The following is a 24143-nucleotide window of genomic DNA, read 5'->3' as shown; positions in this document are numbered from 1 at the left end:
CCAAACCTAAAAACTCTTTAAAATTCTGCAAAAAATCCGCACCAAAAAAGCTATAATTACACAAAATTTAAACCCTGCAAATAGAGAATCTAAGGACAGCTAGAATGTTTTTTCGCTTTATCACGCAATATTATTTGAAATATTTTTTAGTCGTGTTTCTCGCGCTCGAGCTGTTTTTTGTGGGGATTGACACGCTGAAATATGTCGATGATTTGCCAGATTCTGCAAACCTTTTTATTCTGTTTTTGTTTTATGATAGCGTGTATGCGATGAGCTACACACTGCCTATTTCGCTGGTGTTAAGCTCGATTATGTTTTTTATCACTTTTTTGAAAAGCAACCAACTCACCGCGCTTTTGGCACTTGGATTCTCTCGTTTTAGCATTTTAAAGCCAATTTTATTTGTGGCGACTTTGGTGACATGCCTGCATATCGGGCTAAACTGCACGCCTTTTGCCTACGCACAAGAAAGTGCAGAATCTATCATCAATAATCAAGCGGTGCTTAATGTCCGTCAAGATGTGCTTTTGAAATTTAATAATAAATACATTTTTATGGGTAAAATTTTCCCACTTGAAAATGGCAGTGCGCGCGCGGAAAATATCAAAATCTTTGAGCTAGAAAATAGGGAATTAAGAAGCTATTACACCGCTAAAAGCGCGTTTTTTGCAAATGATTCTTGGAAGTTGGAAAATGCTGTATTTTTGGATATTAATAAAAATTTACAACTTGGCAAACCAGCGCTCAAACGCGAGGAATTAGCGCATTTGGAAGTGCTGAATGGATTCCGTCCAAAGGTGCTTGATACTTTTTCACAAGATAAGCCCACCGTTTCAATTGTTGATGCAATTGATACACTGAAAATCTCCCTACAGCAAGGCACAAGCTCAACTAAAATGCGCGCGATTCTCTATGGGCTAATGATTGTGCCTTTCTTTGTGCCATTAAGCATTCTTATCATCGCCTCTTTTATCCCTTCTCTAGCGCGTTATGGGAATCTCGCACTTATCAGCTTTGCATGCATTGTGGGCGCGTTAATCGTGTGGGGGCTATTTTTCTCTTTTTCAGAACTTAGCATTAGTGGCTTATTACAGCCAGAAGCAGGCGTACTTAGCCCATTTTTACTACTTTTTTTCATTAGTCTTTATTTCCTGCGTAAAATCAATACAAAGTTTATTTGATTCTTGCAAATTTAATATTTCTTTTACTCAAAACTAGGCATAATGCCTAGCTAAAAATTTAAAATGAGGGTATGGGTATGGAAGAGAGAGTTTTCACCTTTGCGGGCTTGCTGTATTCGCACACATTCGAGGAGTTTTTTTCTCATCAAGATTTCGTCATCGGGCTTTACACGCTTTTAATTACTTTGTTGATTCTGCTCTTTGCCAAACTTGCTACAAGTAAGATGCAACTCGTGCCTAGCGGGATTCAAAATGTGTATGAGACATTGCTTAGTGGCGTGATAAATTTTTCAAAAGATATTGTGGGTGAGGAAGTCGCAAGGAAGTATTTCCCGCTTGCTGGGACAATTGGCTTTATGGTGCTTTTTGCTAACTTGATTGGTATTATCCCCGGATTTGAGGCACCATCTTCAAGCCTTAGCTTTACGCTTGTGCTGGCGCTTGTGGTGTTTTTTTACTATCATTTTGAAGGTATTCGCGCACAAGGTGTGTTTAGCTACTTCAAGCATTTTGCTGGTCCGGTGTGGTGGCTCACTCCGCTGATGTTGCCGGTTGAAATCATCTCGCATTTTTCGCGCATTATCTCGCTTTCATTCCGTTTGTTTGGGAATATCAAGGGCGATGATATGTTTTTGCTTATTATCCTAATGCTCGCGCCTTGGGTTGTGCCAGCGGTGCCATTTGCGATTCTTACTTTTATGGCGTTTTTGCAAGCCTTTGTTTTTATGATTCTTACTTATGTGTATTTGCATGGTGCTGTGGTGGTGGATTCCGACCACTAGGCATTGCGCTCATATCTTATCACCCCAAACCCTACGCGCGATTATTTGCGCGATTTTCCACAGATTCTCTTTGCTTTCAAACCAAATCTCGCGATGTTTCGAGTAGATTCTTACAATTTAGAGAATCTAGATTCTGAAATTTTCGCTCTCGCATTAGATTTTGCAAAGCTTTGCAAACAAAATGGAGTTTTAAGTTTTCTTAATCTTCCAAATATCGCGCAGATTTTTCAAAATACACAAATGCAAGAAAAGCTTTTTGCCCACTTTGATGGCGTGCATTTAAAAGGTGCGCAAAGAGATTTGCTACCCATTTTGCGGGATTTGCCAAAAAATTTTAGCCTAGGCTTTAGCGCGCACAGCATTGCAGAAGTAGAATCTGCACTCGCGCTTGGAGCGCAATACTGCACGCTTAGCCCTATTTTTTCCACACCAAATAAGGGCGCACCATTAGGGATAGAGACGCTTTTAAGCTTAGATTCTGCACTTCTTTCACGCATTTTTGCACTCGGCGGGATAGATACGCCACAAAAACGCGCAGAGCTAGAATCCGCCCTCAAAGCTAACTTTGATAATACTTGCAATCTACGCGGTTTTGCCTCAATCCGCTATTTTTTAAATCCGCAAAATATCTAAACTTGCAAAATCTCTCGCCCTGCAAAACCCTAATGTTTAAGGATATCAATGCCCTTTGGCACGACAAAGACAAACACAGAATCTGCTATTTTTGGATTTACCTTGATATTTTCTAGCGTGATGATTGTCGTGTTTTCTAAGTTATCGCTATATTCTATGCGTTTTGGTAAGCCTTTGGAATCTAAAAAAATATCATACACAACGCCATCAATTTCAGCCTTCAAGCGCTTTTCACCCTCAATTTGCTCTGCCTTGCTAAGAATCTCAAAAAAATCCTGCTGTGTGCTCAAACTCTGAATATGCGCTTGCTGTAACGCTGGCTCATAGACGATAAGTTCTTTATCATTGACAAAAACTTCTTTTTGCATTGGCGGCTCATAGCTCCACTTCGCCTTATTTGGCGCTTTTGCTTGCAGTTTGCCACTATAGCTTAGAGTCATCTCTTCTTGCGTGCTTACCACCTGCACGAAATCCGCTTCTAAACTCTTAAGATTTTTTAGCTCAAATTCTGCCCCAAAACCAAAAGCCAAAAAGCCCACAAGCCCAAAAAAACACACTCTTATCACGCGCTTCATTAGATATTTGCTCCAAAATTTATTTTAAATTTCTCATATGCCAAAATTTTGCATGCCAAAATCCCAAAATCTTAAGCAAAAAATGTAAATATGCTCAAACTTAGGCGCGTTTTCAAGCAAAAGACTTTAATAAAATATGCTAGAATCGCGCTTTAATTTAGGCAATCCACTTTAAAATCAGCGAGGAAACAATGCTAAAAGCAATACTTAATAAAATTTTGGGCTCACGAAATACCAAAATGCTCAAAATCTACCAAAAGCGCGTAGATGCCATAAACGCGCTAGAATCCAGCCTGCAACCTTTAAGCGATGAGGAATTACAAGCAAAATTTGAATCACTCAAAAATGCCGTGCAAAATGAAGGAAAAAGTTTAGATTCTGTGCTCAATGAAAGCTTTGCAATCACGCGCGAGGCGAGCAAAAGGGTGCTAGGAATGAGACATTTTGATGTCCAACTTATTGGCGGTATGGCATTGCATGAAGGGAAAATCGCTGAAATGCGCACAGGTGAGGGAAAAACGCTTGTGGCAACCTTGGCAGTGGCACTCAATGCGTTAAGTGGCAAGAGCGTGCATGTGATAACGGTGAATGACTATCTAGCAAACCGCGATGGCACCGAGCTTACACCGCTTTATAATTTTTTGGGCTTGAGCGTTGGCATTATTACTTCAGATTTGCGCGATGATGAGCTTAAGCTTAACGCATACGCAAGCAATGTCGTGTATGGCACGAATAATGAATTTGGCTTTGACTACCTGCGCGATAATATGAAATACGATCTTGCGCAAAAGGTGCAAAAGCATCATTTTTTTGCCATTGTCGATGAGGTGGATTCTATTTTGATTGACGAGGCGCGCACGCCTTTGATTATTTCAGCTCCTGTAAATCGCACTATGCAAAACTATCAGCTTGCAAACACCGTGGCGCAGAAGCTCAAGGCAGAATCTGATTTTAGCATTGATGAGAAAAACCGCGTGATTTTGCTCACAGAAGAGGGCATTAAAAATGCCGAGACGCTTTTTAAGGTTGATAATCTCTACAGCATCGAAAATGCCGCGCTTTCCCACCATCTCGATCAAGCACTTAAGGCAAATTATCTCTTTTTGAAAGATAAAGATTATGTGGTGCGTGAGGGCGAAGTGGTGATTGTCGATGAATTTACAGGGCGACTAAGTGAAGGCAGGCGCTTTAGCGAGGGCTTACATCAAGCAATCGAAGCCAAAGAAAATGTCGCGATTAAAGAAGAATCCCAAACGCTTGCAGACATTACCTTCCAAAATTACTTCCGCTTGTATGATAAGCTCGCGGGGATGACGGGGACAGCGCAAACTGAAGCAAGCGAATTTTTGCAAATTTATAGCCTTGATGTCGTCTCAATCCCTACAAATGTCCCAATCAAGCGTAAGGATCTAAACGACTTGATTTATAAAAGCGAGAGGGAAAAATTTAATGCCGTTGTGGCAAAGATTATCGAGCTTTACAAAAGCACACAGCCTGTGCTTGTGGGGACTGCTAGCATTGAAAAAAGCGAAGTTTTGCACGAATTGCTAAAAAAAGCCAGAATCCCGCACAATGTGCTTAACGCCAAACAGCACGCCAAAGAAGCTGAAATCATCAAAGACGCGGGCAAAAAAGGCTCGGTGACAATCGCTACAAATATGGCGGGGCGCGGTGTGGATATTAAAATCGATGATGAAGTGCGCGCGCTTGGCGGGCTATATATCATCGGCACAGAGCGCCATGAAAGCCGCCGCATTGATAATCAATTGCGCGGGCGCGCTGGTAGGCAGGGTGATCCGGGCGTTAGTCAATTTTATTTGAGCTTGGAAGATTCTCTACTTAGAATCTTTGGAAGCGATAAACTAAAAAATATCATGGAGCGCTTGGGGCTCAAAGATGGCGAATACATTGAATCTAGCCTTGTGACGCGATCAGTTGAAAACGCGCAAAAAAAGGTGGAGAGCCTGCATTTTGAATCCCGCAAGCATTTGCTTGAATACGATGATGTCGCAAACGAGCAGAGAAAGGCGATTTACCGCCTGCGCGATGATTTGTTAAATGCGGAATTTGATATGGGCGAAAAAATCGCACAAAACCGCACTGCTACGCTTAGCTACTTGCTAGAGCGCGCGCAGATTTTCCCAAATGAAGATAGTGCGAGTTTTGATTTAGACACACTGCGGGCAATTTTAAAAGAGGAGTTGGGCATTGAATCTGCTCAAAATTTAGAAGGCTTAGAATATGAGGAGTTGCAAGAGGCGCTCAATGCCAAAATCACGCAGGAATATGAAGCCAAAATGGCGCTTTTGAGTAAAGAGCAACGCAATGAAATCGAGCGCATCATCTATTTACAGGTGCTTGATAACTCATGGCGCGAGCATCTCTACACGATGGATAATCTCAAAACCGGTATCGGCTTGCGTGGCTATAACCAAAAAGATCCGCTCGTGGAATACAAAAAAGAGAGCTACAACCTCTTTTTGGAATTTGTCGAGAATCTCAAAATCGACACCACCAAAACCTTGCAAATCGTGCGCTTAAAATCCCAAGAGGACGAGAAACAAGCCGCGCAAAAAGTGCTTGATTCTTTAGAATCAAGCGAAGAGAATTTTTCATTCAATAAAGATGAAAGCGCGACAAACGCGCCAAAAGCAAAAATTTCGCGCAATGATCCTTGTCCGTGCGGAAGTGGCAAAAAATACAAGCTCTGCCATGGCAAAAGCGGTCCTAAAAAAGGATTGCTGGCTTAAAGCAACAAGTTGTGTGTTTGAAAGTTTAGAATCTAGGAAATTTGCAAGAAGTATTTAAGAGGTTTTGCGTAGCGTGCTAGCCAAAAGGCTAGCCTGATGAGATTATCTATCTTTGAGTTTTAGCGTGCTGATAAGCTTTGCATAGCGCTCATACTGCGTGCGTTTGAGATACGCAAGAAGCGATTTTCTCTGTCCTACGAGCTTAAGCAGTCCTAGGCGACTTGAGTGATCCTTTGGATTTGCTTTCAAATGCTCTGTCAAGTCAGCGATTCGTTGCGTCAAAAGCGCCACTTGCACTTCTGAAGAACCAGTATCCTTAGAATCTCTTGCAAAATTTGCAATAATCTCTTTCTTTTTCGCCATATCTAAAGCCATAACGACCTCCTTGTGATGGTATAAGATTTTTAAGTGTCATCTAGCTTTGGGCTGGGCTTTGGCTTTGATGACACAAAAAGGACGCGATTCTACACAAAAAACGCGCAAAAAGCAAGGCGCCTACTTCTTTTGCTCTGCAGAAATAAGCTCCATCAATGCATCATAATTCTTTTTTCGCACTTTTTTACCCACCAAAAATAAGTCAATAAACCACCAAAGCGCCGTAGTTAAAGCTAGTAAAGCACTTACTATGAGCAAAAAAATTCCAAAAGCAGTAAAAAGTTTTGAGTAGGTGTCTGAACCTAAAACACCATCTGGAGTCGATAAAATATACGCAAAAAATCCGATAAAACTCAATATAGGACACCCTATAAACGCAATTAATCTTAGAATACCTAATCCCGCATCACCAATCATAAAGCGTCCCACGCCAAACACGCCAAATAAAAAGCTCCCTACCCAAAACACAGGCACAGGATTCTTAAGTCCAAGAAAACTGATTTTGAATGCAACATTTTCTTTTTGGCTTTCATTGAGTTTGTCAAGCTGTTCTTTCAAGGCATTGATGCTATCTCTATTTTTTGGAATCTTATCCTGCACTATCATAAGAATTGAATTTAAATCCATGAATTTCTCCTTGAAGTAGATTTATTTTGCAAAGGTGATTGCCTGCATAATCTTGTAGAAATTATCCTTTTTAATCCCGCTCCACACGAAATATAAGTCAAGCAGATTCCATATAAAAAGCGTAACCCAGCCAAAAAGAAGCTTTGCAACACCAAGTGCAATATCACCTTTATAGAATCTATCCACGCCAAACACCCCGAAAAATAATCCCAAAATAAGCCCTATAATGGGATCTTTGAGCGGGATAAAGCTAAGGCTAGCGATTTTATCATCTGGGACTTTTTCAAGCGCCTGCTGGATAGCTAGCCTGTTGGTATCAGGGATTTTTGAGCCCCACTGCGCGAAAAGCATTTGTGTTTGCATACTTAAAGCCATTGTTTTTCCTTTGAAATAAAATTTAAAGAGGTATAATATTACAGAAGTAAAAAAAAAAAAAAACAAGGTTTTTTGACAAATTTGCAGAAAAATTTTGTGAGAATCTAAAAAATATTGCTAAAAGCTAGCAAAAAATCCTCATTTTTAAAGTGCGATGAAGTTTTTTAGAAGCTTTAAGCCCATTTTGTGGCTTTTTTCTGGGTGGGGTTGTATGCCTAGGATATTGTCCTTGCCAATGATTGCTGGGAAGCTGTAGCCATACTCGCAACGCGCTAAAGTGTGAGAATCTGTGACTTTGCTTGCGTGAAAACTATGCACGAAGTAGAGGAAAAATTCTTTTTCACAGTCGTTGAAAAGCCCATTTTTTGCGCCAGATTCACTCAAAATACATTTATTCCAGCCAATTTGGGGGATTTTGAGCACATTAGATTCCGTGCTTTTGGCTAATAAGCGCGCTTTGTCAAACTCTACCACCTCGCCTTCTATCAGCCCAAGCCCGGAATGTTCGCCAAATTCATAGCTTTTTTGTAAAAGAAGTTGCATGCCAAGGCAGATTCCAAGCAAATACTTTCCGCTTTTTGCAAAAGAGCAAATCGCCTCATCTAAGCCATTTTGCCTTAAATGCGCGATCGCATCGCCAAATGCCCCAACGCCGGGCAAAATAATCTTATCAAACTTCACAATTTTGCAAGGATCAGATTCCACACTGATTGTGATGTTTGAAAACTCTTGCGCGACATTGTTAAGCGCATTTTGCACGCTTGCAAGATTGCCAATGTTATAATTTAAAATCCCAATATACATAATTCCCCCAATGCTTTTCTCGCGCGCATTTTAGCATAGCTTGTGCGCGACTTCCTGCATAAGTGCTATAATTTCAGACTTAATTTTGCAAAATTATGACAAGGAATTTGAAAGTGGATTTTTTTACCCAAGCCCTTAATGCGCTAAAAGATTCTCACAATTTACGCACTTTGCGCGATTTCAAGCATTGTGGTGTGTATATTGTAGAAAATCCAAAGGCAAAAAAGCTTCTTAACTTTGCTTCAAATGATTATTTGGGGTTAAGTACGCAGAGTGCGGCGTTTTTAGATTCTGCACTTATGAAGGAAAATGCGTTTTTTTCAAGCTCTTCTTCGCGACTTTTAAGCGGGGGATTTGAGATTTCGCATAAGCTTGAAAGCCTTTTGGAGACGATGTTTAATAAAACTTGCTTGCTTTTTAATAGCGGCTATCACGCAAATATCGGACTTATAGAATCGCTCTCCCGCATTGAAGGCGTGTTTTTCTTGCTTGATAGCTTCGTGCATGCGAGCATTTTTGATGGGATTAAGCTTTCTCGTGCGCGTTTTGCGCGTTTTAGGCATAATGACTTGGCGCATTTGCGTGAACTTTTGCAAAAAAATGCTGGCAAATATAAAGAATGCATTATCGTAACTGAAGCGCTATTTTCGATGGACGGGGACTTTGCGCCACTTAAAGAACTCATTGCTTTAAAAAAAGAATTTAGCAATCTCAAAATTTACCTTGACGAAGCCCATAGCATAGGCGTGTACGGGGATTTGGGTTTAGGGTTAGCAAAAAGCTTGGGCGTGGAAAATGAAGTTGATTTTATCATGCTTGCTTTTGGCAAAGCTATCGGCTCTGTGGGCGCGTGCGTGCTATGTGAGATAAACGCGAGGGAATTTTTTATTAATTTCACGCGTTCACTCATCTACTCGACTGCCTTGCCACCGATAAATATTGCCTTTAGCTATTTTGTTTTTTCGCACCTTGCGGATTTTAACGCACAAAGGGTGCATTTGCAGGAATTAAGCACATTTTTCAAAAAAAATCTTTCCTTGCTTGTGGAGAAACACGCAGACGCGCAGGAAAATGCAGATTTTACGCCTCAAAACCTTGTGCTTGGAAACTCGCAGATTCTCTCTCTTGTACTTGGAAGTAATGAGCGCGCGCTAAAAGCGTATGAGATTTTAGGCAAACATGGGATTTTCGCCCCTGCGATCCGCTATCCTACGATTCCTAAAAACACTGCGCGCCTGCGCTTTTCACTCACTGCGCTCATGCAACAAGAGCATTTAGAGCAAGCACTTTGCGCGCTAGAAGAGTTTTTCGCGCACAAGCACTAAAGGGGCAAAATGAAGCTAATCAACCTAAAAACGCGTGAAAACCTCACGCCCGCTAACGCGCCACTTTTACTTTTTGTAAGTGGCTTTGGCTTTTTGCCTTGCGCGTTTGAAAGTTTAAAACTCCCGCAAAATGCGCTTAGTGCGATGCTGTATGATTACAGCGATTTTTCTAATGCCAAAAATTTGCAAAAAATTTTAGAATCTTTCCCGCAAATCCATCTCATCGCGTGGTCTATGGGCGTGTGCGTGGCGCAAGAGCTTTTTTCAAGTTTGCAAGTTAAAAGCGCGCTTGGCATTAATGGGACGATTTTTGGCGTGCATAAGAATTTTGGAATCTCGCCTAAAATTTTTTCGCTCACACAGCAGAAATTACAGCGTGAGGCGTTTTTAAACTCGGCATTTGGAGGGGATTTGAGAGATGAAAATATGCGTGAAAAATCTTTGCTTGCGCCTATAGATTCTCTAAAAAATGAGCTTAAAAATTTGCAAGAATTTTGCGCACAAAGGGGCGAAAATCCGCGCCGAAGCGCATTTGTTTGGAACAAGGCAATTATAAGTGATGATGACAAAATCTTCCCACCAAAAGCGCAGAATCTCGCGTGGGAATCTTATAAACAAACGCATAAGGATTTTGTGATTTTACATACCAACGCGCCACATTTTGTATTTATTGATGAAAAACTTTGGGAGGAGCAATGTTTGCCACGCAGTTTGTAAAGCGCGCAAGGAGCTATGATTCTGAAGCTTTGGTGCAGCAATTTATGGCGCGGTATTTGATTGCACTTTTGCGCGAGTTTGCGCCTTTGCAAAGTGAAAATTTAGCTGATATTTTTAGCAATGTTTTTGAATTTGGTTGCGCGCAGGGGCAATATACGCGCCTTTTGTTAGAAAATTTCGCACCCAAAAAAATGCTTTGTAACGACATTAATGACTATAAAAAAGTTTTTGAGAATCCGCCATTTAGCGATTTTGGCGTGGAGTTTGCGCGTTTTGATATGAATGATTGCGCAAATTTTCTCACCCAGCAATTTTCTTGCATTACTTCAAACGCCTGTTTGCAGTGGCTAGAGCAAAGAAAAGTTTTAGCACAACTTGCAACATTTCTGCGCCCGCAGGGATTGCTTGCGTTTAGCACTTTTGGCAAGCGCAACCTGTGGCAGGTAAAAGAGCTTTGCAATGTGGGGTTAGAATATTTGGATTTGGAGGAATACCGCGCGTTGATGGAGAGCAAATTTGAGATTTTGCACCTAAGCGCGCAGACAAAAACTTTGCATTTTAACAGCGCGTTAAAAGTTTTCAAACACCTTGCTTTGAGCGGTGTCAATGGTTTAAAAAAAGGATTTTTCCTTAAAAAAGCCCTTTTGCAAGAATACAGCACGCGCTACGACAACAACCTTGAGTATGAATGCGTTTTTGTACTTGGAAAGAAAAAATAAGATTTGTAAGGTTAAGTTTAAAAATAGCAGATTCTGAAATTTTAAAATGAAATGGTGGGAAGGGGATAAAATCCCCCGCTAGATTTAAGGAAAAATCCTTAAATCACACCTTGATCAATCATCGCTCCAGCGACTTTTCTAAAGCCTGCGATATTTGCGCCCAACACGAGGTTTGTAGGATCGCCAAATTCCGCAGCAGTTTGCGAGGCGTTTTGGAAAATATTTTCCATAATATTATGCAAGCGCGCATCCACCACATCAAAAGTCCATGGATTCATACTTGCATTTTGTGCCATTTCTAGCCCGCTGACTGCCACGCCACCAGCATTTGCAGCTTTGCCCGGACCATAGCAGATTTTTGCTTGCAAGAATTGATGCACAGCCTCTATTGTTGAAGGCATATTTGCGCCCTCGCTCACGCATTTACAGCCATTTGCAAGAAGTGTTTTTGCGTCGTTTAAATTAAGCTCATTTTGTGTCGCGCTTGGGAATGCTGCAAAGCAAGGCACGCTCCAAACAGCATTTGTGCCGTCTTTGTAATCGCTTACTTTTGTGTATTTTGCGCTTTTTCGCACTTTTACATATTCTTCTAAAGATTCTCTGCGCACTTCTTTGATTTCTTTTAAAAGTGCCACATCAATGCCATCTTCATCATAAATCATACCTTTAGAATCACTCGCAGTCACAGGTTTTGCGCCAAGCTGCAAGAGCTTTTCAATGGTATAAATTGCCACATTTCCAGCTCCAGAAACTGCGCAGATTTTGCCCTCCAAGCTTTCTTTGCGCGCTTTTAGCATTTCTTGTGCAAAATACACGCAACCATAGCCTGTAGCCTCTGTCCTTACAAGGCTTCCGCCCCAGCTAAGCGCCTTGCCTGTAAGCACGCCATCAAAGCGGTTGGTAATCTTGCGATATTGCCCAAAAAGATAGCCTATCTCGCGTCCGCCCACGCCTATATCGCCCGCTGGGACATCGGTATGCGCGCCAATGTGGCGATAAAGCTCATTCATAAATGCCTGACAAAAACGCATAATCTCACCCTCGCTCTTGCCTTTTGGATCAAAGTCGCTTCCGCCTTTGCCCCCGCCCATTGCAAGCGTTGTGAGTGAGTTTTTGAAAATTTGCTCAAATCCTAGGAATTTAATCACGCCTTCATTTACGCTTGGGTGAAAGCGCAAACCGCCCTTGTATGGTCCGATTGCAGAGTTAAACTCGATTCTATACGCGCGATTTGTCTGAATCTTGCCTTTATCATCTACCCAGCTCACGCGAAAATGGATTTCTCTATCAGGGATTACGAGGCGTTCCAAAATCGAGTAAGACTCGTATTTTTTATCTTTTTGCAACGCTGGTTCGAGAGATTCAAAAACTTCTTCTACTGCTTGATGGAAAAGTGTTTGTGAAGGATATTGTTCCTTGAGCTTGGCTAAAACATTGCTTGTGTAAGACATAGATTCTCCTTAAATAAAATTGAAGTTGCACGAAGTTGCAGGCGCATTATAGCTTTAGAATACTTTTAATTTCATCAATTTTTAAATTATCTTTAGAAATTTAAAGTATAATTGCGCCTCTTTAGATTCAAGTGCATTTTCTTGCGCTTGCAAGGGCGTTTAAGTCCCAAAAAATACATCATTTTAAGAGGAATATGCAAACTTTTATCAGAATCTTTTTTCCCATATTTGTGCTTTTGCAATGTAGCGTGCAGATTCTAGGTGCGGTGCAAATTAGTGCGGTGCGTTATCAAGGCTCGCAAGTTATCTCAGATGTGCTTGCAAGCGAGATTTCTAAGATTAAGCCCGGTGATGAGCTTAATATCCAAGCTGTGGATACTGCGGTGCAGGAGTTTTTCAAGCAGGGCTATTTTGAAGATGTATATGCAAGCTTTGAATCTGGCGTGCTAACTTTTCATTTCAAGCAACGCCCAAAAGTCGCAAGTGTCGAAATTAAAGGCTATGGAAGCGAGCAAGAAAAAGAGACACTTTATAGCCAAATAGGCATTAAAAAAGGCGATAGCTTTGATGAAGTCAAGTTAGAGCGCGCAAAACTTGTGATAAAAACGATTTTAGAATACCAAGGCTATTATGGAAGCGTGGTGAATGAGGAGTTAAAAAGTGTGGGCGGCGATGGTGCGTATGCTATCACGCTCAATGTCAATCAGGGCGAAAATATCACCATCACAAAAGCGCAGTATGAGGGCAGAGAGAAGCTTAGCATTAGCGAAGTCGAGGAGCTAGCGGCAAATAGGCAAAAGCAATTTGCTGGCTGGCTGTGGGGGCGCAATGATGGGAAACTGCGCTTAAATGACTTAGAATATGATAACGCGAGAATCCAAGATGCCTATATGCGCAAAGGATTCTTAGATGCAAATGTGAGCCCGGCGTTTTTGGAGGCAAACTTTAGCGACTACACCGCGCAGCTGCATTATAAAATTAACGAGGGCGAGCGCTATAAGGTTTCAGAAGTGAAGGTGCTTTTGCAGATTCCGGTTATGGATGAAGAAGTTTTAGTAAAAAAGCTTAAAATCAAAGAGGGCGAGTATTTTAATATTGAAAACTTACGTGCAGATATTGATATTATCAAGCAAGAAGTTGCGGATTTGGGCTATGCCTTTGCGCGGGCGAATCCGGATTTGGATAAAGATTCTACAAATTCTGAAGTCAAGGTGATTTATTATGTGCAGGTGGGGCAGAAAGTAAAGATTAATGATGTAATCATCACAGGAAACACACGCACAGGCGATAGAATCATCCGCCGCGAGCTACTTTTGGCACCGGGCGATGAATACAGCCTCTCACAATTAAGACGCTCAGAAAATGCGCTAAAAAGGCTTGGCTATTTTGGGAAAGTTGAGATACAAGAGCGCAGGGTGAGCGAAGATTCTATGGATTTGCTTGTGAGTGTGGAGGAGTCGCGCACAGGCGAGCTTATGTTTGGCTTTGGCTATGGGAGCTATGATAGATTTATGGTGAATGCCTCTATTAGGGAGCGCAATCTCTTTGGGACAGGGCATAGCGGGCAGTTGTATGTGGATTGGTCTTATCGACGCCAGCTTTTTAACTTCACCCTTTCAAACCCGCGCATTTTTGATTCTGAATATAGTGAATCTGTGAGCGCATTTGTCTCTACTTACTACAACTGGGACTATCGCGAGCGCACAAATGGCGTGAGCCTTACCTTTGGGCGCTTGCTAAGTGATACTTTTAGAATCTCTTTAGGCTACACGCTTTCAACCACGCAGATTCTAAACTTCTATGATTCTACAATCCAAACCGCCTATGAAGCTTACTTCGCCCAAACTTACAAAAACGGCGTCACGCCTTTAGATGGTCCGATAAAAAGCGCGATTAGCCCGAGCATTAGCTTTGACAATACTGATGACTACTACTTCCCTAAAAATGGTATCATCGCCTCTGTTTATATCGAATACGCCGGGCTTGGCGGGAGTGAGAAATACACCAAAATTTATGGAAAATTTGCTGCTTACAAACATTTAAAAAGCCTCATCGGACTAGACTTAATCGCGCGCTATAAAACGCAAGGGGGCGCGATATTTGATCAAGGCTATGCACCGATTACAAGTAAATTTTACATGGGGGGTATCACAAGCGTGAGGGGCTATCAAATAAGCTCGCTCACACCGCGCTACTACCACGACGCCGCGCCTAATGGAATCCGCGTGGGTGGTAACTATATGCTGACAAACTCTGTGGAACTAAGCTATGGTTTGCTTGAAAAGGCGCAAATGCGTATCGCGCTTTTTGCAGATTATGGTATGATAGGTATTAATTCCCTCACAGAGACGCAGCGCGCGTCGTGGGGCGTGGCGATTGAGTGGGTTAGCCCCATTGGTCCTATCGTGCTTGTATTCCCACAAGCGATTAATCCAAAGCCAAATGACTATACTTCAAAATTTGAATTCACTATGGGGACGAGATTCTAGGGGGACGAGATTCTAAGATTAAACAAAGAGGGCAAATCTAATGAGCAACACACCTACACAAACGCTAAAACCTAATCGCGTTAGCAATGATGAGATTTTGTATTTGATGAAAAATGCCTCGCTCAAAGAGCTTGGCTTGCGCGCGCGGGGAATCCGCGATATGCTCCACCCGAGCAAAACCATCACCTTTGTCATTGATAGAAACATTAACTACACCAACGCATGCTGGGTAGATTGCAAGTTTTGTGCATTTAAACGAAGGCTTGGCGAAGAGGGCGTGTATGTGCTAAGCTTTGCAGAGATTGATCAAAAAATCGATGAATTGCTAGAAATTGGCGGGACGCAGATTCTCTTTCAAGGGGGCGTGCATCCAAAGCTCAAAATCGAATGGTATGAAGAGCTTGTAAGTCATATCCACACAAAATACCCGCAAATCACCATACATGGCTTTTCCGCGATTGAGATTAATTATATCGCAAAGGTTTCAAAGATTCCGATTTCTGAAGTTTTATTGCGTTTGCAAAAAGCCGGACTTAGCTCGATTCCGGGCGCGGGCGCGGAGATTTTAAGCGATAGCGTGAGAGATATTATCGCGCCAAAAAAGCTTGATACAAGAGAATGGCTTGAAGTGCATGAAAGCGCGCATAAAATCGGTATGAAAGGCACGGCGACGATGATGTTTGGTTCAGTAGAAAAGGACGAAGATATCGTGGCGCATTGGGAGTGCATAAGGGAGCTGCAGGATAAATATCATGGATTCCGCGCGTTTATCTTGTGGAGTTTCCAGCCGGATAATACCCCGCTAAAAGTTGAATTCCCTCATATCCAGCGTGCTAGCTCAAACCGCTATTTGCGCCTTTTGGCTTGCAGTAGAATCTACCTTGATAATTTTACAAATATCCAAAGCTCGTGGGTGACGCAAGGCTCATATATCGGACAGCTTGCCTTGCTTTTTGGCGCAAATGACTTAGGAAGCACGATGATGGAAGAAAATGTCGTCTCTTCTGCAGGTGTGAGCCACTCGATGAATGAGCAAGAGATGATAAGCCTTATCAAAGATTTAGGCTACAACGCTGCAAAGCGCAATACGGCGTATGAAATTTTAGAGCGCTATTAAAATTTTGAAAACATTGTTAAGGAGCGCGTGATGAAAGCAAGAATCCTAAGTGGTATTATTGCGATTATGATACTTATAGGGGGTGTGTATTTGATGGTAAGTCAGCAAAAAGACGATCAAAGTGTGGAATATGTGGAAATCAACGATGTGCGCGTGCCCATTATTTTTGAAAAAAGCACACTTTTACCGCGGGGCTTTATCCAGCTTGTTTTCAATGGTGGCGGGAGCTTGTATGATAATGTGGAGAATCTAAATGCGCCTTCAAAAGCCGGGCTTGCGGAGCTAAGCGCGCTTTTATTAGATGAAGGCACACAGAATCTAGGAAGTGTGGAGTTTGCCAAAAAGCTTGAAAGCAAGGCAATTGATTTAAGTATAAGCGCAAGCACGCAAACGCTTAGCTTTAGTTTGGAGTTTTTGAAAGAGTATCAAGATTTTGCGCAAGTCTGTTTGCTTGAGCTTTTAAAAGATCCAAATGTAAGCGAAGGCGCTTTGCAAAAAGTAAAAATGCTCACCAAAGCCTCGCTTTTAGCCAAGGAAAATGACTTTGATTACATTGCAAAGAAAAATCTGCGCGCTATTTTCTTTGAAGGCACACCGATGGCTTTCCCTGCTAATGGTGATTTGCAAAGTATAGAATCTATAAATTTGCAAGATATTAAAGATTATTTGCAAAAAAATCTCGTGCTTTCTCGCCTTGTCATCGTCGCTGGGGGCGATATGGAGCTAGATTCTCTAAAAAAGAGCTTGAAGGAGAGTTTAGGCTTTTTGCCAAAGGGTGAAAGTGTGAAAAAGCCTCATATTTCCCCGCGTGCAACGCTTACTTCTATAACCGAAACAAAGCCAACAGAGCAGGCGTTTATCTACTTTGCCTCGCCTTTTAACGCATCGATAGAGGAAAATTACAAAACAAAAGTGATGAGCTTTGTTTTGGGTGGTTCTGGCTTTGGCTCGCGCCTTATGGAGGAAGTGCGCGTCAAGCGCGGGCTTGCGTATTCTGTGTATTTTAGTATTAATGGCGGAAGTGATTTGGTGAATTTCGGCTCTGGCGCATTGCAAACAGGACTAGATTCCAAAGATGAGGCTATAAGCGTGCTAAAAGAGGTTATGGCAGAATTTATCAAAAATGGAATCACGCAAGAGGAGCTAGATTCCGCAAAGGCATTTTTGCTCGGCAGTGAGCCTTTGGGCGAGGAGACACTTTCACAGCGCTTGAATACAAAGTTTGCAAACTATTTGCGTTCCATGCCACTTGATAGCCACAAGCAAGATATCGCAAAAATCACGGATTTAAGCCTTGAAGAGATAAATGAATTTATCAAAGCCCATAGTGAAATTTTGGATTTGAGCTTTAGTATCGTTGATGAGGGCAAAAAATAGGCTTTTATCAATCGCGCGTAATCCCTTACAAACTTCATAAATTATATAAACTTTGTCGCGCGGTGTTTATATTTTAAAAAGCATTATATTTTTTGAGGTATGATTGCGCCTACTTCAAAAATAGGTTAGATGATGCTTATAGATTCATTTGGGCGCAAGATTGATTACTTGCGTATCTCGCTCACACAGCAATGCAACTTCCGCTGTGCGTATTGTATGCCGGACACGCCGGAAGATTTTTTTGATACGAAGGCTTTGGAGCTTTCAAAACTGCTGGAATTTGTCAAAATCGCACTTGATAATGGTATTAAAAAAATCCGCTTAACCGGTGGCGAGCCACTTTTGCGCCCAGATATTGCGGAGTTTATTGCTGGAATCTATGCGCATAATAAAGACACAGAAATCGCGCTTACAAGCAATGCTTTTTTGCTTGAAAAATTCGCCCAAAAGCTCAAAGACGCGGGGCTAAAGCGCATTAATATTTCGCTAGATTCTCTAAAAAATGAGCGTATAAGGGTGATTTCTAAAAAAGACGCTCTGCCTCAAATCCTGCGCGGGATAGAATCTGCCCAAAAAGCCGGGCTCAAAGTTAAGCTCAATATGGTGGCACTGCGCTACACACAAGATGAGATTTTAGATATGCTCGAATTTGCTAAGGCGCGCGGAATCATGCTGCGCTATATAGAATTTATGGAGAATATCCACGCCAAAGATGATGTAAGCTCGCTTAGTAGCGAGGAGATTCTTTCCATCATTTCCACGCGTTATGCGCTGAAGCCTTTGCAAAAAGAAAATTTTGGACCGGCAAAGATTTGGGAAATTGATGAGCCTAAGAGCGCTGGGCGCAAGCCTTATGCGTTTGGGATTATCGCGCCGCATGAAGATGATTTTTGTGAAAGTTGCAATAGAATCCGCCTTACAAGTGAAGGTGTGCTGTGCCCTTGCTTGTTTTATCAAGATTCTGTTGATGTGAGCGAAGCTATTGTAAATGGTGATAAAGCGCGTATGGAGGAGCTTCTCAAGCTTGCTGTAATAAATAAACCTGAAAAAAATCAATGGAGCGCAGAATCTGGCGCGCAAATTTCCTCGCGTGCGTTTTATCACACCGGAGGCTAAGGAGAAGTTAAAAATATCGCAATATGTTTGAGCTTTTGGGATAAGTTTAATCATCTTTTTAAAGCAGATTCTAAAAACTTTGGCAAAAGCGTTGTGAGATTCTCTATTTTCTTCCTCAAAAACTACAAAATTTTATATTCATTTAAGAATTCTAAAGGGAATCTTGGGCTTTCACTTCTCATTTTGAGTAAAAAAGTAATATCTTCTTGAAATTTCTTAGAGTATTTAATCTATATTTGCATATTAATAAAGCTTTAATTTAGGAAGTATTAGAATGTAAGTTTCTCTAACATCAAGAATAAGGAGTGGGTATGCAGAGTAATACTTTGGAGTATGACTACTCGATAGCAAAGTTGTTTGTCTTTTCTGTGTTGCTATTTGGATTTGTCGGGTTGTTGATAGGCGTTGTAGCAGCCTTTCAGCTAGCAATCCCTGAGCTTAATCACTTAGCTTCAGAATATGGGACTTTTGGGCGGATGCGACCATTGCACACAAATGGGATTATCTATGGATTCACACTAAGCGGTATTTGGGCGTCTTGGTATTATTTAGGACAAAGAGTGCTTAAGATCACTTACCACGAGCATCCGTTTTTGAAAGCTGTTGGCTTGGCGCATTTTTGGCTTTATATGGTGCTTATGGTACTAGCTGTTATCACGCTTTTTGGCGGACTTACTCAAAGCAAAGAATATTCAGAGCTTATTTGGCCTCTTGATATTGTTGTGGTGCTTGTGTGGGTGCTTTGGGGTGTGAGCTTGTTTGGAAGTATGGGTGTGAGAAGAGAGAAAGTTATTTACATTTCGCTTTGGTATTTCATCGCGACATTTGTAGGTATCGCAACACTTTATATTTTCAATAACCTTTCAGTCCCAACAGGGCTTGTAGCAGGTGTTGGTAGTATTTGGCATTCTATCTCATTTTATGGTGGGACAAATGACGCGATGGTGCAATGGTGGTGGGGACATAATGCTGTGGCATTTGTATTTACTTCCGGTATTATCGGGCTTATTTATTATTTCCTTCCAAAAGAATCTGGACAAAGAATCTTCTCATATAAACTTACACTTTTCTCATTCTGGGGATTGATGTTTGTGTATATTTGGGCTGGCGGGCATCACCTTATTTATTCGACTACGCCAGATTGGATTCAGACTTTGGGTTCAGTATTCTCTGTGATACTTATTTTGCCTTCTTGGGGAACAGCGATTAACATGCTTTTAACAATGCGCGGCGAGTGGAATCAGATTAAAGAATCTCCGATGATCAAGTTCTTAATCCTTGCTTCGACATTCTATATGCTTACAACGCTTGAAGGACCGATTCAATCAATTCGTTCAGTAAATGCCCTTGCGCACTTTACAGATTGGATTATCGGGCATGTGCATGATGCGGCACTTGGCTGGGTTGGCTTTATGATTATCGTGGCAGTGTATCACATGGTGCCTAGAATCTTTAAGCGAGAGATTTACTCTAAAAAGATTATAGACGCGCAATTCTGGGTGATGACTATAGGCATTATCCTTTACTTCTCAAGTATGTGGATTGCAGGTATCACACAAGGTATGATGTGGCGCGCAGTAGATGAGTATGGTAGTCTTATTTATGTGTTTATCGACACAGTAAAAGACATTATTCCATTCTATATCATTCGCGGTATTGGTGGATTGCTCTATTTGGTAGGATTTATATTGTTTATTTATAACATTCTAATGACTATCTCTTCAGGGAGAATCCTCGATAAAGAGCCTGCTAATGCTACACCAATGGCAGCTTAAATAAGGAGGTAGGGTATGTTTAGTTTTTTAGAAAGAAATCCATTCTTTTTCACACTTGCTTTTTTGGCTGTGTTTTCAATTGCCGGGTTGGTTGAGATTCTGCCCGGATTTGCGAAAACTGCGCGTCCGATTGAGGGATTAAAGCCTTATAGCTTATTAGAAACTGCGGGTAGGCAGGTATATATCGCAGAGGGTTGCTATAACTGTCACTCTCAGCTTGTCCGCCCATTCCAAGCTGAAACTGCTAGATATGGAAGTTACAGCTATAGCGGAGAATACGCTTATGATAGACCTTTCCTTTGGGGCTCAAAAAGGACAGGACCAGATTTGCATAGAATCGGCGATAAAAGCTCAATCGACTGGCATGATGGGCATATGTGGGAGCCTACTTCTCGCGTAGCTGGTTCGATTATGCCTGCATATAAACATCTCTATGATAAAGATGTGGATTTTGAAACTGCCTTTGCAGAGGCTTACACACAAAAAGTTGTCTTTAATGTGCCTTATGACACAGAAGGTGGCGTGCAAATCGGCGCATATGAGTATGTAAAGGGCGATAAGCAAACTCTAGCAAAAGCACATCAAATTTTCATGGACGAAGCAAAAGAGATTGTTTCAAAAATGACAAATAAAGAAGTGAAAGACGCATTTGAAAGAGGCGAAGTAAAAGAGATTGTTGCGCTTATTGCTTATATGGAAAGCCTAGGGCAAAAGCGCCGCGTGCCACAAGCTAAGTAATTGCGCATAAAGGAAAACAAATGAGCGAGATGGGTGCTTTTATTGTAAGATTTATTAGCGAGCATGCAAGCGGGCTTTACACCCTTTGCACTCTTGTGTGTGTAGTCTTTTTATATGGCTATATTTACCATTTGTATTCCTCGCAACAAAAGGGCAAGCGCGATTATGAGAAATACGCGGATTTGGCATTAAAAGATGATTTAAATGATGCGCTCATCGAGCCATTAGAGAATGAAAAAGCCTTGAGAAAAGGCAAATAATTAAGGAGGAGTTGGTATGCAATGGTTAAATTTATCAGATAATGTAAATGCTTTAGCATTGCTAGGCGCGGTGGTGATTCTCATCCTTACAGCGTTTATCATGGGGTTGTATCTCAAAAAGATGAAAAACGCAAGAAGCGAGGGTGAGACACAGCTTGAGCATGAGTGGGATGGCATAGGTGAGTTTGCAAATAATGTCCCTGTAGGTTGGTTGGCATGTTTTGCTGGTGTGATTATTTGGGGATTCTGGTATTTCTTTGCAGGTTACCCATTGAAGTCTTTCTCACAAATTGGTGAATACAATAAAGAGGTGGCAGCTTACAACGCAGCTTACCAAAAAACATGGGAAAGCCTCACGCAAGAACAACTTGAAACAATGGGATTAGGCATTTTTCAAGTGCAATGCTCACAATGCCACGGACCAAGCGCTGATGGTATGGAAGGTAAAGCACAGAATCTCGTGCTTTGGGGCAAAGAAGAAGGCATTATGGATACTATCAAAAATGGAAGTGATGGCTTAGGCTATGAAATGGGCGCAATGGATCCGCTTGAAATGAGCGATGATGACGCAAGAGCAGTCGCAGCATATGTGATGAAAGAAGTTTCTAGCGTGAAAAGCACTAAATTTGAAAATGAAGTTGATAGAGGTAGAGAAATCTTTGCTGATCAATGCGTGGCTTGCCATGGCGAAGATGGCAAAGGTTCAGAAGGAATGGCAGCAGATTTGAGCCTTTATGGCACTACAGCATTCTTGCAACGCGTGCTTGATCATGGTAAAAAAGGTCATATCGGAATCATGCCTTCATTTAACTATGCAAATTTCGCTACCACTCAAGAAGAAGCGCTTAATGCCTATATCCGCTCTCTAAGCGTTGAAGAATAAGGAGGAAGTTATGGATAGATTGTTTGGAATCAATGGATTAGCTGGCTTTTTGCTCGCTGTGGTTGTGCTTTTGAGCGTTGTTGGGTTTTTGGGCACTTGCGCGATTTTGACACAGCAAGAGCAAGCGACTAATTATTACAAAATAGAAGACCAAAAAAGCATTCCTCAAGAAGTTGAAAATGCTTCTATTTATTTCAAAGACGCGAAGTAAAGGAGGACATTATGAATAACTTTACACCAATGGAAAAAGTGTTAGGCACGCTTATCATCATTACAATCCTTACAACAATCGCTATGCCTTTTGTGCCGGATTTATTCTTGCATTTAGTGTAATATGCTGTTAAGAATTGTCTTTGGATTTTGCCTCTTTTGCGCTTATGCACAAATTGCGGGCGCAAACGCGCTAGATTCTCAAAATAATGCAGAATCTAGCTCTCTATCTAACACTGCTCATACAAATTTAGAATCTCAAAACGCACCCCAGATTCCCTTTGCAAAAATCTCAAAATTTGTCTTGCAAAATGATAATTTCTATCTCAAGCCAAACACGCAAGGATTTGTTGAAATACTTGGCGCAGAACTTTATGAAAAGACACATTTTGCGTTTTTTGTCGCTGTGATTGCAGACTCTAAAAAAGAATGTGAGAATCTCCTAAATAAAGTCCGCGTTAATAACGCGACTTTAGAGCTAACTTTGCCAAATTGCTTGCAAAAAATCACAGATTCTAAGCAGAATCTAAAAAGTTTTGAAAAACTCTATACTCTTTCCAACCTAAATGTGCAAAATGGAATTAATGAGGGGATTAATGAAGAGCTTGACAACGCCCCGCTATACGCTACAATTTTCATCTATCCAAATGAGAAAAAAATCGACATTGACTTAAGCCAAAATGCACAGGGCGTGTTTGATACCGAGCGTGTGTATTTTGAATATATGGTGCCTTTGCTGCCAAAGCCAAATGAGGAATTGCAAAGCGATAGGCTTTCAGCCGTGGTGCTAAATGGTTATAGCGAAGCTGCGGACTTGATAGCCGCGCATTTTAATACAAGTCTTGCAAACAATATCCCGCGCGATGAAAGCGGAGGCAAGGGCTTTGTAAAGTTTAGTATGTATTTTATGCTTTTTTGCATTTTTGGCGTGCTAGGCTTTGTATTCCTTAGCTCGAAATTTAAAAAGAAATAAGGCAAAAAATGAAAAATAAAAATTATTGGCCCCTAGCCATTGTTGGGATTATCCTTTTTGGGATTGTGATAATTTGCGTTGGCGTGGTGATAGCGGTGAAAAATCCCATAGTAGATGAGCTAAGCTTTGGGGATAAAAAGCGCGTGATTGATGAGCGCATAAATGAGTTTTTGCACTCACAGCGCGATTTTGAAGCGCATACAAAAGTGATTTTACACACAGATTCTAAAGATCTTGCCCTCACTTCACCTTATGAATACAAACCCCGCGCGTTTGAAAAAAGCAATTTTAACAATGCTAGCGCGTTTAGCTTTGCGCTTGAATTGCAAACTAATCCTGCTAACGAAGTTGCAATTAATGAAATAACTGCCACAATAGAATCTTTTTTGCAAAATATCCCGCCACTCACGCCAAAACTTTGCCAAACAAAGCCAAATATTTTTGAGCCTTGCGAAATGCTTAGCATGCCAAAAGCTGGGCGCTATAAAATGCGCTTTGGCGTAAAATATGCAGATTCCAAAGAAGCGCATTTTGAAGAGGATGTTTTTATCGGGGAGTTGCCGCATGATTACAAACAAAAAAAGGGGATTTATCCTCATTGAAAGCCTGAATGCACTGCTTTTGTGCGCGTTTGCGTTGCTTTTGCTTTTCGCACTTATGCGCTTTAGCTCTCATCGATTTTCTTTGCAATACGCCCAAACAAGCTCTCTTGCTGATATTTTAGCCCTAGATTCTCTTCCTTGCACTCCTCAAACGCTAAAAATTGACAACAAAACTTACGACATTAATTCTTGCACTTTCAATAACACCACCGCGCCCTTGCCTTACACGCTTAAATATATCAAAGCCCAAGCGGTTAGAAAATAAGAGCTAGAAACAATGAGAGCTAGA

General features: G+C 41.4%; 25 protein-coding genes. 19 read left to right on the top strand and 6 right to left on the bottom strand.

From position 1 onward, the window contains the following. Nucleotides 1-104 precede the first annotated feature (104 nt). The 3 genes from CQA49_RS00690 (at nucleotide 105) to CQA49_RS00680 (ending at nucleotide 2596) form a co-directional block, all read left to right on the top strand. Nucleotides 105-1181, top strand: coding sequence for an LptF/LptG family permease (locus CQA49_RS00690; RefSeq protein WP_115574039.1), 1077 nt, complete (start codon nucleotides 105-107; stop codon nucleotides 1179-1181). A 77-nt stretch (nucleotides 1182-1258) separates the two neighbouring features. Beyond that, complete coding sequence (locus CQA49_RS00685; protein WP_115574038.1) at nucleotides 1259-1963, top strand: F0F1 ATP synthase subunit A; 705 nt, start codon at nucleotides 1259-1261, stop codon at nucleotides 1961-1963. Nucleotides 1964-1966: 3 nt separating this feature from the next. Continuing rightward, the gene (locus CQA49_RS00680) at nucleotides 1967-2596 is read left to right on the top strand and encodes a thiamine phosphate synthase (RefSeq protein ID WP_115574037.1); all 630 of its coding nucleotides are present in this window, start codon (nucleotides 1967-1969) and stop codon (nucleotides 2594-2596) included. A 29-nt stretch (nucleotides 2597-2625) separates the two neighbouring features. Here CQA49_RS00680 and lolA read toward each other — a convergent pair whose 3' ends face one another. After that, a complete protein-coding gene (gene lolA, locus CQA49_RS00675; protein WP_115574036.1) occupies nucleotides 2626-3171 on the bottom strand; it encodes a LolA-like outer membrane lipoprotein chaperone in 546 nt (181 codons plus the stop codon). Between the two features lie 191 nt (nucleotides 3172-3362). Between lolA and secA the strand changes: the two genes are divergently transcribed. After that, on the top strand, nucleotides 3363-5921 hold the full coding sequence (gene secA, locus CQA49_RS00670) for a preprotein translocase subunit SecA (protein ID WP_115574035.1): 2559 nt from the start codon (nucleotides 3363-3365) through the stop codon (nucleotides 5919-5921). Nucleotides 5922-6023: 102 nt separating this feature from the next. On the opposite strand, the gene rpsO is transcribed toward secA, so the two are convergent. From rpsO to hisH, 4 genes are all read right to left on the bottom strand, one after another. Further along, complete coding sequence (rpsO, locus tag CQA49_RS00665) at nucleotides 6024-6296, bottom strand: 30S ribosomal protein S15 (RefSeq protein WP_115574034.1); 273 nt, start codon at nucleotides 6294-6296, stop codon at nucleotides 6024-6026. Between the two features lie 120 nt (nucleotides 6297-6416). After that, nucleotides 6417-6923, bottom strand: a complete 507-nt coding sequence (locus CQA49_RS09955; RefSeq protein ID WP_181882567.1) for a TM2 domain-containing protein — start codon at nucleotides 6921-6923, stop codon at nucleotides 6417-6419. Between the two features lie 21 nt (nucleotides 6924-6944). Then, the gene (locus CQA49_RS00655; protein ID WP_258864130.1) at nucleotides 6945-7298 is read right to left on the bottom strand and encodes a TM2 domain-containing protein; all 354 of its coding nucleotides are present in this window, start codon (nucleotides 7296-7298) and stop codon (nucleotides 6945-6947) included. Between the two features lie 144 nt (nucleotides 7299-7442). After that, entirely contained in the window at nucleotides 7443-8102 is a 660-nt protein-coding gene (gene hisH / locus CQA49_RS00650) for an imidazole glycerol phosphate synthase subunit HisH (RefSeq protein ID WP_115574033.1), read from the bottom strand. A gap of 113 nt (nucleotides 8103-8215) precedes the next feature. Between hisH and CQA49_RS00645 the strand changes: the two genes are divergently transcribed. The 3 genes from CQA49_RS00645 to CQA49_RS00635 are packed head-to-tail and all read left to right on the top strand — an operon-like array spanning nucleotide 8216 to nucleotide 10863. Beyond that, entirely contained in the window at nucleotides 8216-9427 is a 1212-nt protein-coding gene (locus CQA49_RS00645; RefSeq protein ID WP_408938892.1) for an aminotransferase class I/II-fold pyridoxal phosphate-dependent enzyme, read from the top strand. A gap of 9 nt (nucleotides 9428-9436) precedes the next feature. Beyond that, nucleotides 9437-10144 carry a pimeloyl-ACP methyl esterase BioG family protein gene (locus tag CQA49_RS00640; RefSeq protein WP_115574031.1) on the top strand — a complete coding sequence of 236 codons (708 nt, stop codon included), beginning with the start codon at nucleotides 9437-9439 and terminating at the stop codon, nucleotides 10142-10144. After that, the gene (locus CQA49_RS00635; RefSeq protein WP_115574030.1) at nucleotides 10123-10863 is read left to right on the top strand and encodes a methyltransferase domain-containing protein; all 741 of its coding nucleotides are present in this window, start codon (nucleotides 10123-10125) and stop codon (nucleotides 10861-10863) included. Before CQA49_RS00640 ends, CQA49_RS00635 begins: the two co-directional genes overlap by 22 nt. 98 nt (nucleotides 10864-10961) lie before the next feature. Here the strand turns inward: CQA49_RS00635 and gdhA are convergent, their stop codons facing one another. Next, nucleotides 10962-12314 (bottom strand): NADP-specific glutamate dehydrogenase, encoded by a 1353-nt coding sequence (gene gdhA, locus CQA49_RS00630; protein ID WP_115574029.1) that lies wholly within the window; start codon nucleotides 12312-12314, stop codon nucleotides 10962-10964. A gap of 194 nt (nucleotides 12315-12508) precedes the next feature. On the opposite strand from gdhA, the gene bamA reads away from it, so the two are divergent. From bamA to CQA49_RS00565, 12 genes are all read left to right on the top strand, one after another. Next, on the top strand, nucleotides 12509-14803 hold the full coding sequence (gene bamA, locus CQA49_RS00625) for an outer membrane protein assembly factor BamA (RefSeq protein WP_115574028.1): 2295 nt from the start codon (nucleotides 12509-12511) through the stop codon (nucleotides 14801-14803). Between the two features lie 40 nt (nucleotides 14804-14843). Then, a complete protein-coding gene (locus tag CQA49_RS00620) occupies nucleotides 14844-15920 on the top strand; it encodes a dehypoxanthine futalosine cyclase (RefSeq protein ID WP_115574027.1) in 1077 nt (358 codons plus the stop codon). 30 nt (nucleotides 15921-15950) lie between these two features. Further along, complete coding sequence (locus CQA49_RS00615) at nucleotides 15951-17297, top strand: pitrilysin family protein (RefSeq protein WP_258864129.1); 1347 nt, start codon at nucleotides 15951-15953, stop codon at nucleotides 17295-17297. A 132-nt stretch (nucleotides 17298-17429) separates the two neighbouring features. Continuing rightward, a complete protein-coding gene (moaA, locus tag CQA49_RS00610; protein WP_115574026.1) occupies nucleotides 17430-18413 on the top strand; it encodes a GTP 3',8-cyclase MoaA in 984 nt (327 codons plus the stop codon). 311 nt (nucleotides 18414-18724) lie between these two features. Continuing rightward, nucleotides 18725-20188: a cytochrome-c oxidase, cbb3-type subunit I gene (gene ccoN, locus CQA49_RS00600; RefSeq protein ID WP_115574024.1), complete on the top strand. Its 1464-nt coding sequence runs from the start codon at nucleotides 18725-18727 to the stop codon at nucleotides 20186-20188. Between the two features lie 15 nt (nucleotides 20189-20203). Next, nucleotides 20204-20926 (top strand): cytochrome-c oxidase, cbb3-type subunit II, encoded by a 723-nt coding sequence (gene ccoO / locus CQA49_RS00595; protein WP_115574023.1) that lies wholly within the window; start codon nucleotides 20204-20206, stop codon nucleotides 20924-20926. A 20-nt stretch (nucleotides 20927-20946) separates the two neighbouring features. Continuing rightward, nucleotides 20947-21186 (top strand): cytochrome c oxidase, cbb3-type, CcoQ subunit, encoded by a 240-nt coding sequence (locus tag CQA49_RS00590; RefSeq protein WP_408938891.1) that lies wholly within the window; start codon nucleotides 20947-20949, stop codon nucleotides 21184-21186. Nucleotides 21187-21202: 16 nt separating this feature from the next. After that, a complete protein-coding gene (gene ccoP / locus CQA49_RS00585; RefSeq protein ID WP_115574022.1) occupies nucleotides 21203-22069 on the top strand; it encodes a cytochrome-c oxidase, cbb3-type subunit III in 867 nt (288 codons plus the stop codon). A 10-nt stretch (nucleotides 22070-22079) separates the two neighbouring features. Further along, complete coding sequence (locus CQA49_RS00580) at nucleotides 22080-22280, top strand: DUF4006 family protein (RefSeq protein WP_066387173.1); 201 nt, start codon at nucleotides 22080-22082, stop codon at nucleotides 22278-22280. 123 nt (nucleotides 22281-22403) lie between these two features. Beyond that, nucleotides 22404-23252, top strand: coding sequence for a hypothetical protein (locus CQA49_RS00575; protein ID WP_115574021.1), 849 nt, complete (start codon nucleotides 22404-22406; stop codon nucleotides 23250-23252). A gap of 8 nt (nucleotides 23253-23260) precedes the next feature. Then, complete coding sequence (locus CQA49_RS00570; RefSeq protein WP_115574020.1) at nucleotides 23261-23854, top strand: hypothetical protein; 594 nt, start codon at nucleotides 23261-23263, stop codon at nucleotides 23852-23854. Then, a complete protein-coding gene (locus CQA49_RS00565) occupies nucleotides 23817-24119 on the top strand; it encodes a hypothetical protein (RefSeq protein WP_115574019.1) in 303 nt (100 codons plus the stop codon). The genes CQA49_RS00570 and CQA49_RS00565 overlap by 38 nt, the downstream gene beginning before the upstream one ends. Nucleotides 24120-24143 lie beyond the last annotated feature (24 nt).

Origin of the sequence: Helicobacter sp. MIT 00-7814 (genome assembly GCF_003364115.1) — a bacterium.
Classification (GTDB): Bacteria; Campylobacterota; Campylobacteria; order Campylobacterales; family Helicobacteraceae; genus Helicobacter_F.
This window is presented reverse-complemented; position numbering and strand designations above follow the sequence as displayed.

Bases quoted from the DNA above. Each gene is read 5' to 3' on its own strand.
- moaA (WP_115574026.1), top strand. From the start codon at position 17,430: ATGCTTATAGATTCATTTGGGCGCAAGATTGATTACTTGCGTATCTCG.
- CQA49_RS00640 (WP_115574031.1), top strand. From the start codon at position 9,437: ATGAAGCTAATCAACCTAAAAACGCGTGAAAACCTCACGCCCGCTAAC.
- CQA49_RS00685 (WP_115574038.1), top strand. From the start codon at position 1,259: ATGGAAGAGAGAGTTTTCACCTTTGCGGGCTTGCTGTATTCGCACACA.
- ccoO (WP_115574023.1), top strand. From the start codon at position 20,204: ATGTTTAGTTTTTTAGAAAGAAATCCATTCTTTTTCACACTTGCTTTT.
- CQA49_RS00620 (WP_115574027.1), top strand. From the start codon at position 14,844: ATGAGCAACACACCTACACAAACGCTAAAACCTAATCGCGTTAGCAAT.
- hisH (WP_115574033.1), bottom strand. From the start codon at position 8,102: ATGTATATTGGGATTTTAAATTATAACATTGGCAATCTTGCAAGCGTG.
- CQA49_RS00655 (WP_258864130.1), bottom strand. From the start codon at position 7,298: ATGGCTTTAAGTATGCAAACACAAATGCTTTTCGCGCAGTGGGGCTCA.
- ccoN (WP_115574024.1), top strand. From the start codon at position 18,725: ATGCAGAGTAATACTTTGGAGTATGACTACTCGATAGCAAAGTTGTTT.
- CQA49_RS00690 (WP_115574039.1), top strand. From the start codon at position 105: ATGTTTTTTCGCTTTATCACGCAATATTATTTGAAATATTTTTTAGTC.
- CQA49_RS09955 (WP_181882567.1), bottom strand. From the start codon at position 6,923: ATGGATTTAAATTCAATTCTTATGATAGTGCAGGATAAGATTCCAAAA.
- CQA49_RS00615 (WP_258864129.1), top strand. From the start codon at position 15,951: ATGAAAGCAAGAATCCTAAGTGGTATTATTGCGATTATGATACTTATA.
- bamA (WP_115574028.1), top strand. From the start codon at position 12,509: ATGCAAACTTTTATCAGAATCTTTTTTCCCATATTTGTGCTTTTGCAA.
- ccoP (WP_115574022.1), top strand. From the start codon at position 21,203: ATGCAATGGTTAAATTTATCAGATAATGTAAATGCTTTAGCATTGCTA.
- gdhA (WP_115574029.1), bottom strand. From the start codon at position 12,314: ATGTCTTACACAAGCAATGTTTTAGCCAAGCTCAAGGAACAATATCCT.
- CQA49_RS00635 (WP_115574030.1), top strand. From the start codon at position 10,123: ATGTTTGCCACGCAGTTTGTAAAGCGCGCAAGGAGCTATGATTCTGAA.
- CQA49_RS00590 (WP_408938891.1), top strand. From the start codon at position 20,947: ATGAGCGAGATGGGTGCTTTTATTGTAAGATTTATTAGCGAGCATGCA.
- rpsO (WP_115574034.1), bottom strand. From the start codon at position 6,296: ATGGCTTTAGATATGGCGAAAAAGAAAGAGATTATTGCAAATTTTGCA.
- secA (WP_115574035.1), top strand. From the start codon at position 3,363: ATGCTAAAAGCAATACTTAATAAAATTTTGGGCTCACGAAATACCAAA.
- CQA49_RS00570 (WP_115574020.1), top strand. From the start codon at position 23,261: ATGAAAAATAAAAATTATTGGCCCCTAGCCATTGTTGGGATTATCCTT.
- lolA (WP_115574036.1), bottom strand. From the start codon at position 3,171: ATGAAGCGCGTGATAAGAGTGTGTTTTTTTGGGCTTGTGGGCTTTTTG.
- CQA49_RS00565 (WP_115574019.1), top strand. From the start codon at position 23,817: ATGATTACAAACAAAAAAAGGGGATTTATCCTCATTGAAAGCCTGAAT.
- CQA49_RS00580 (WP_066387173.1), top strand. From the start codon at position 22,080: ATGGATAGATTGTTTGGAATCAATGGATTAGCTGGCTTTTTGCTCGCT.
- CQA49_RS00575 (WP_115574021.1), top strand. From the start codon at position 22,404: ATGCTGTTAAGAATTGTCTTTGGATTTTGCCTCTTTTGCGCTTATGCA.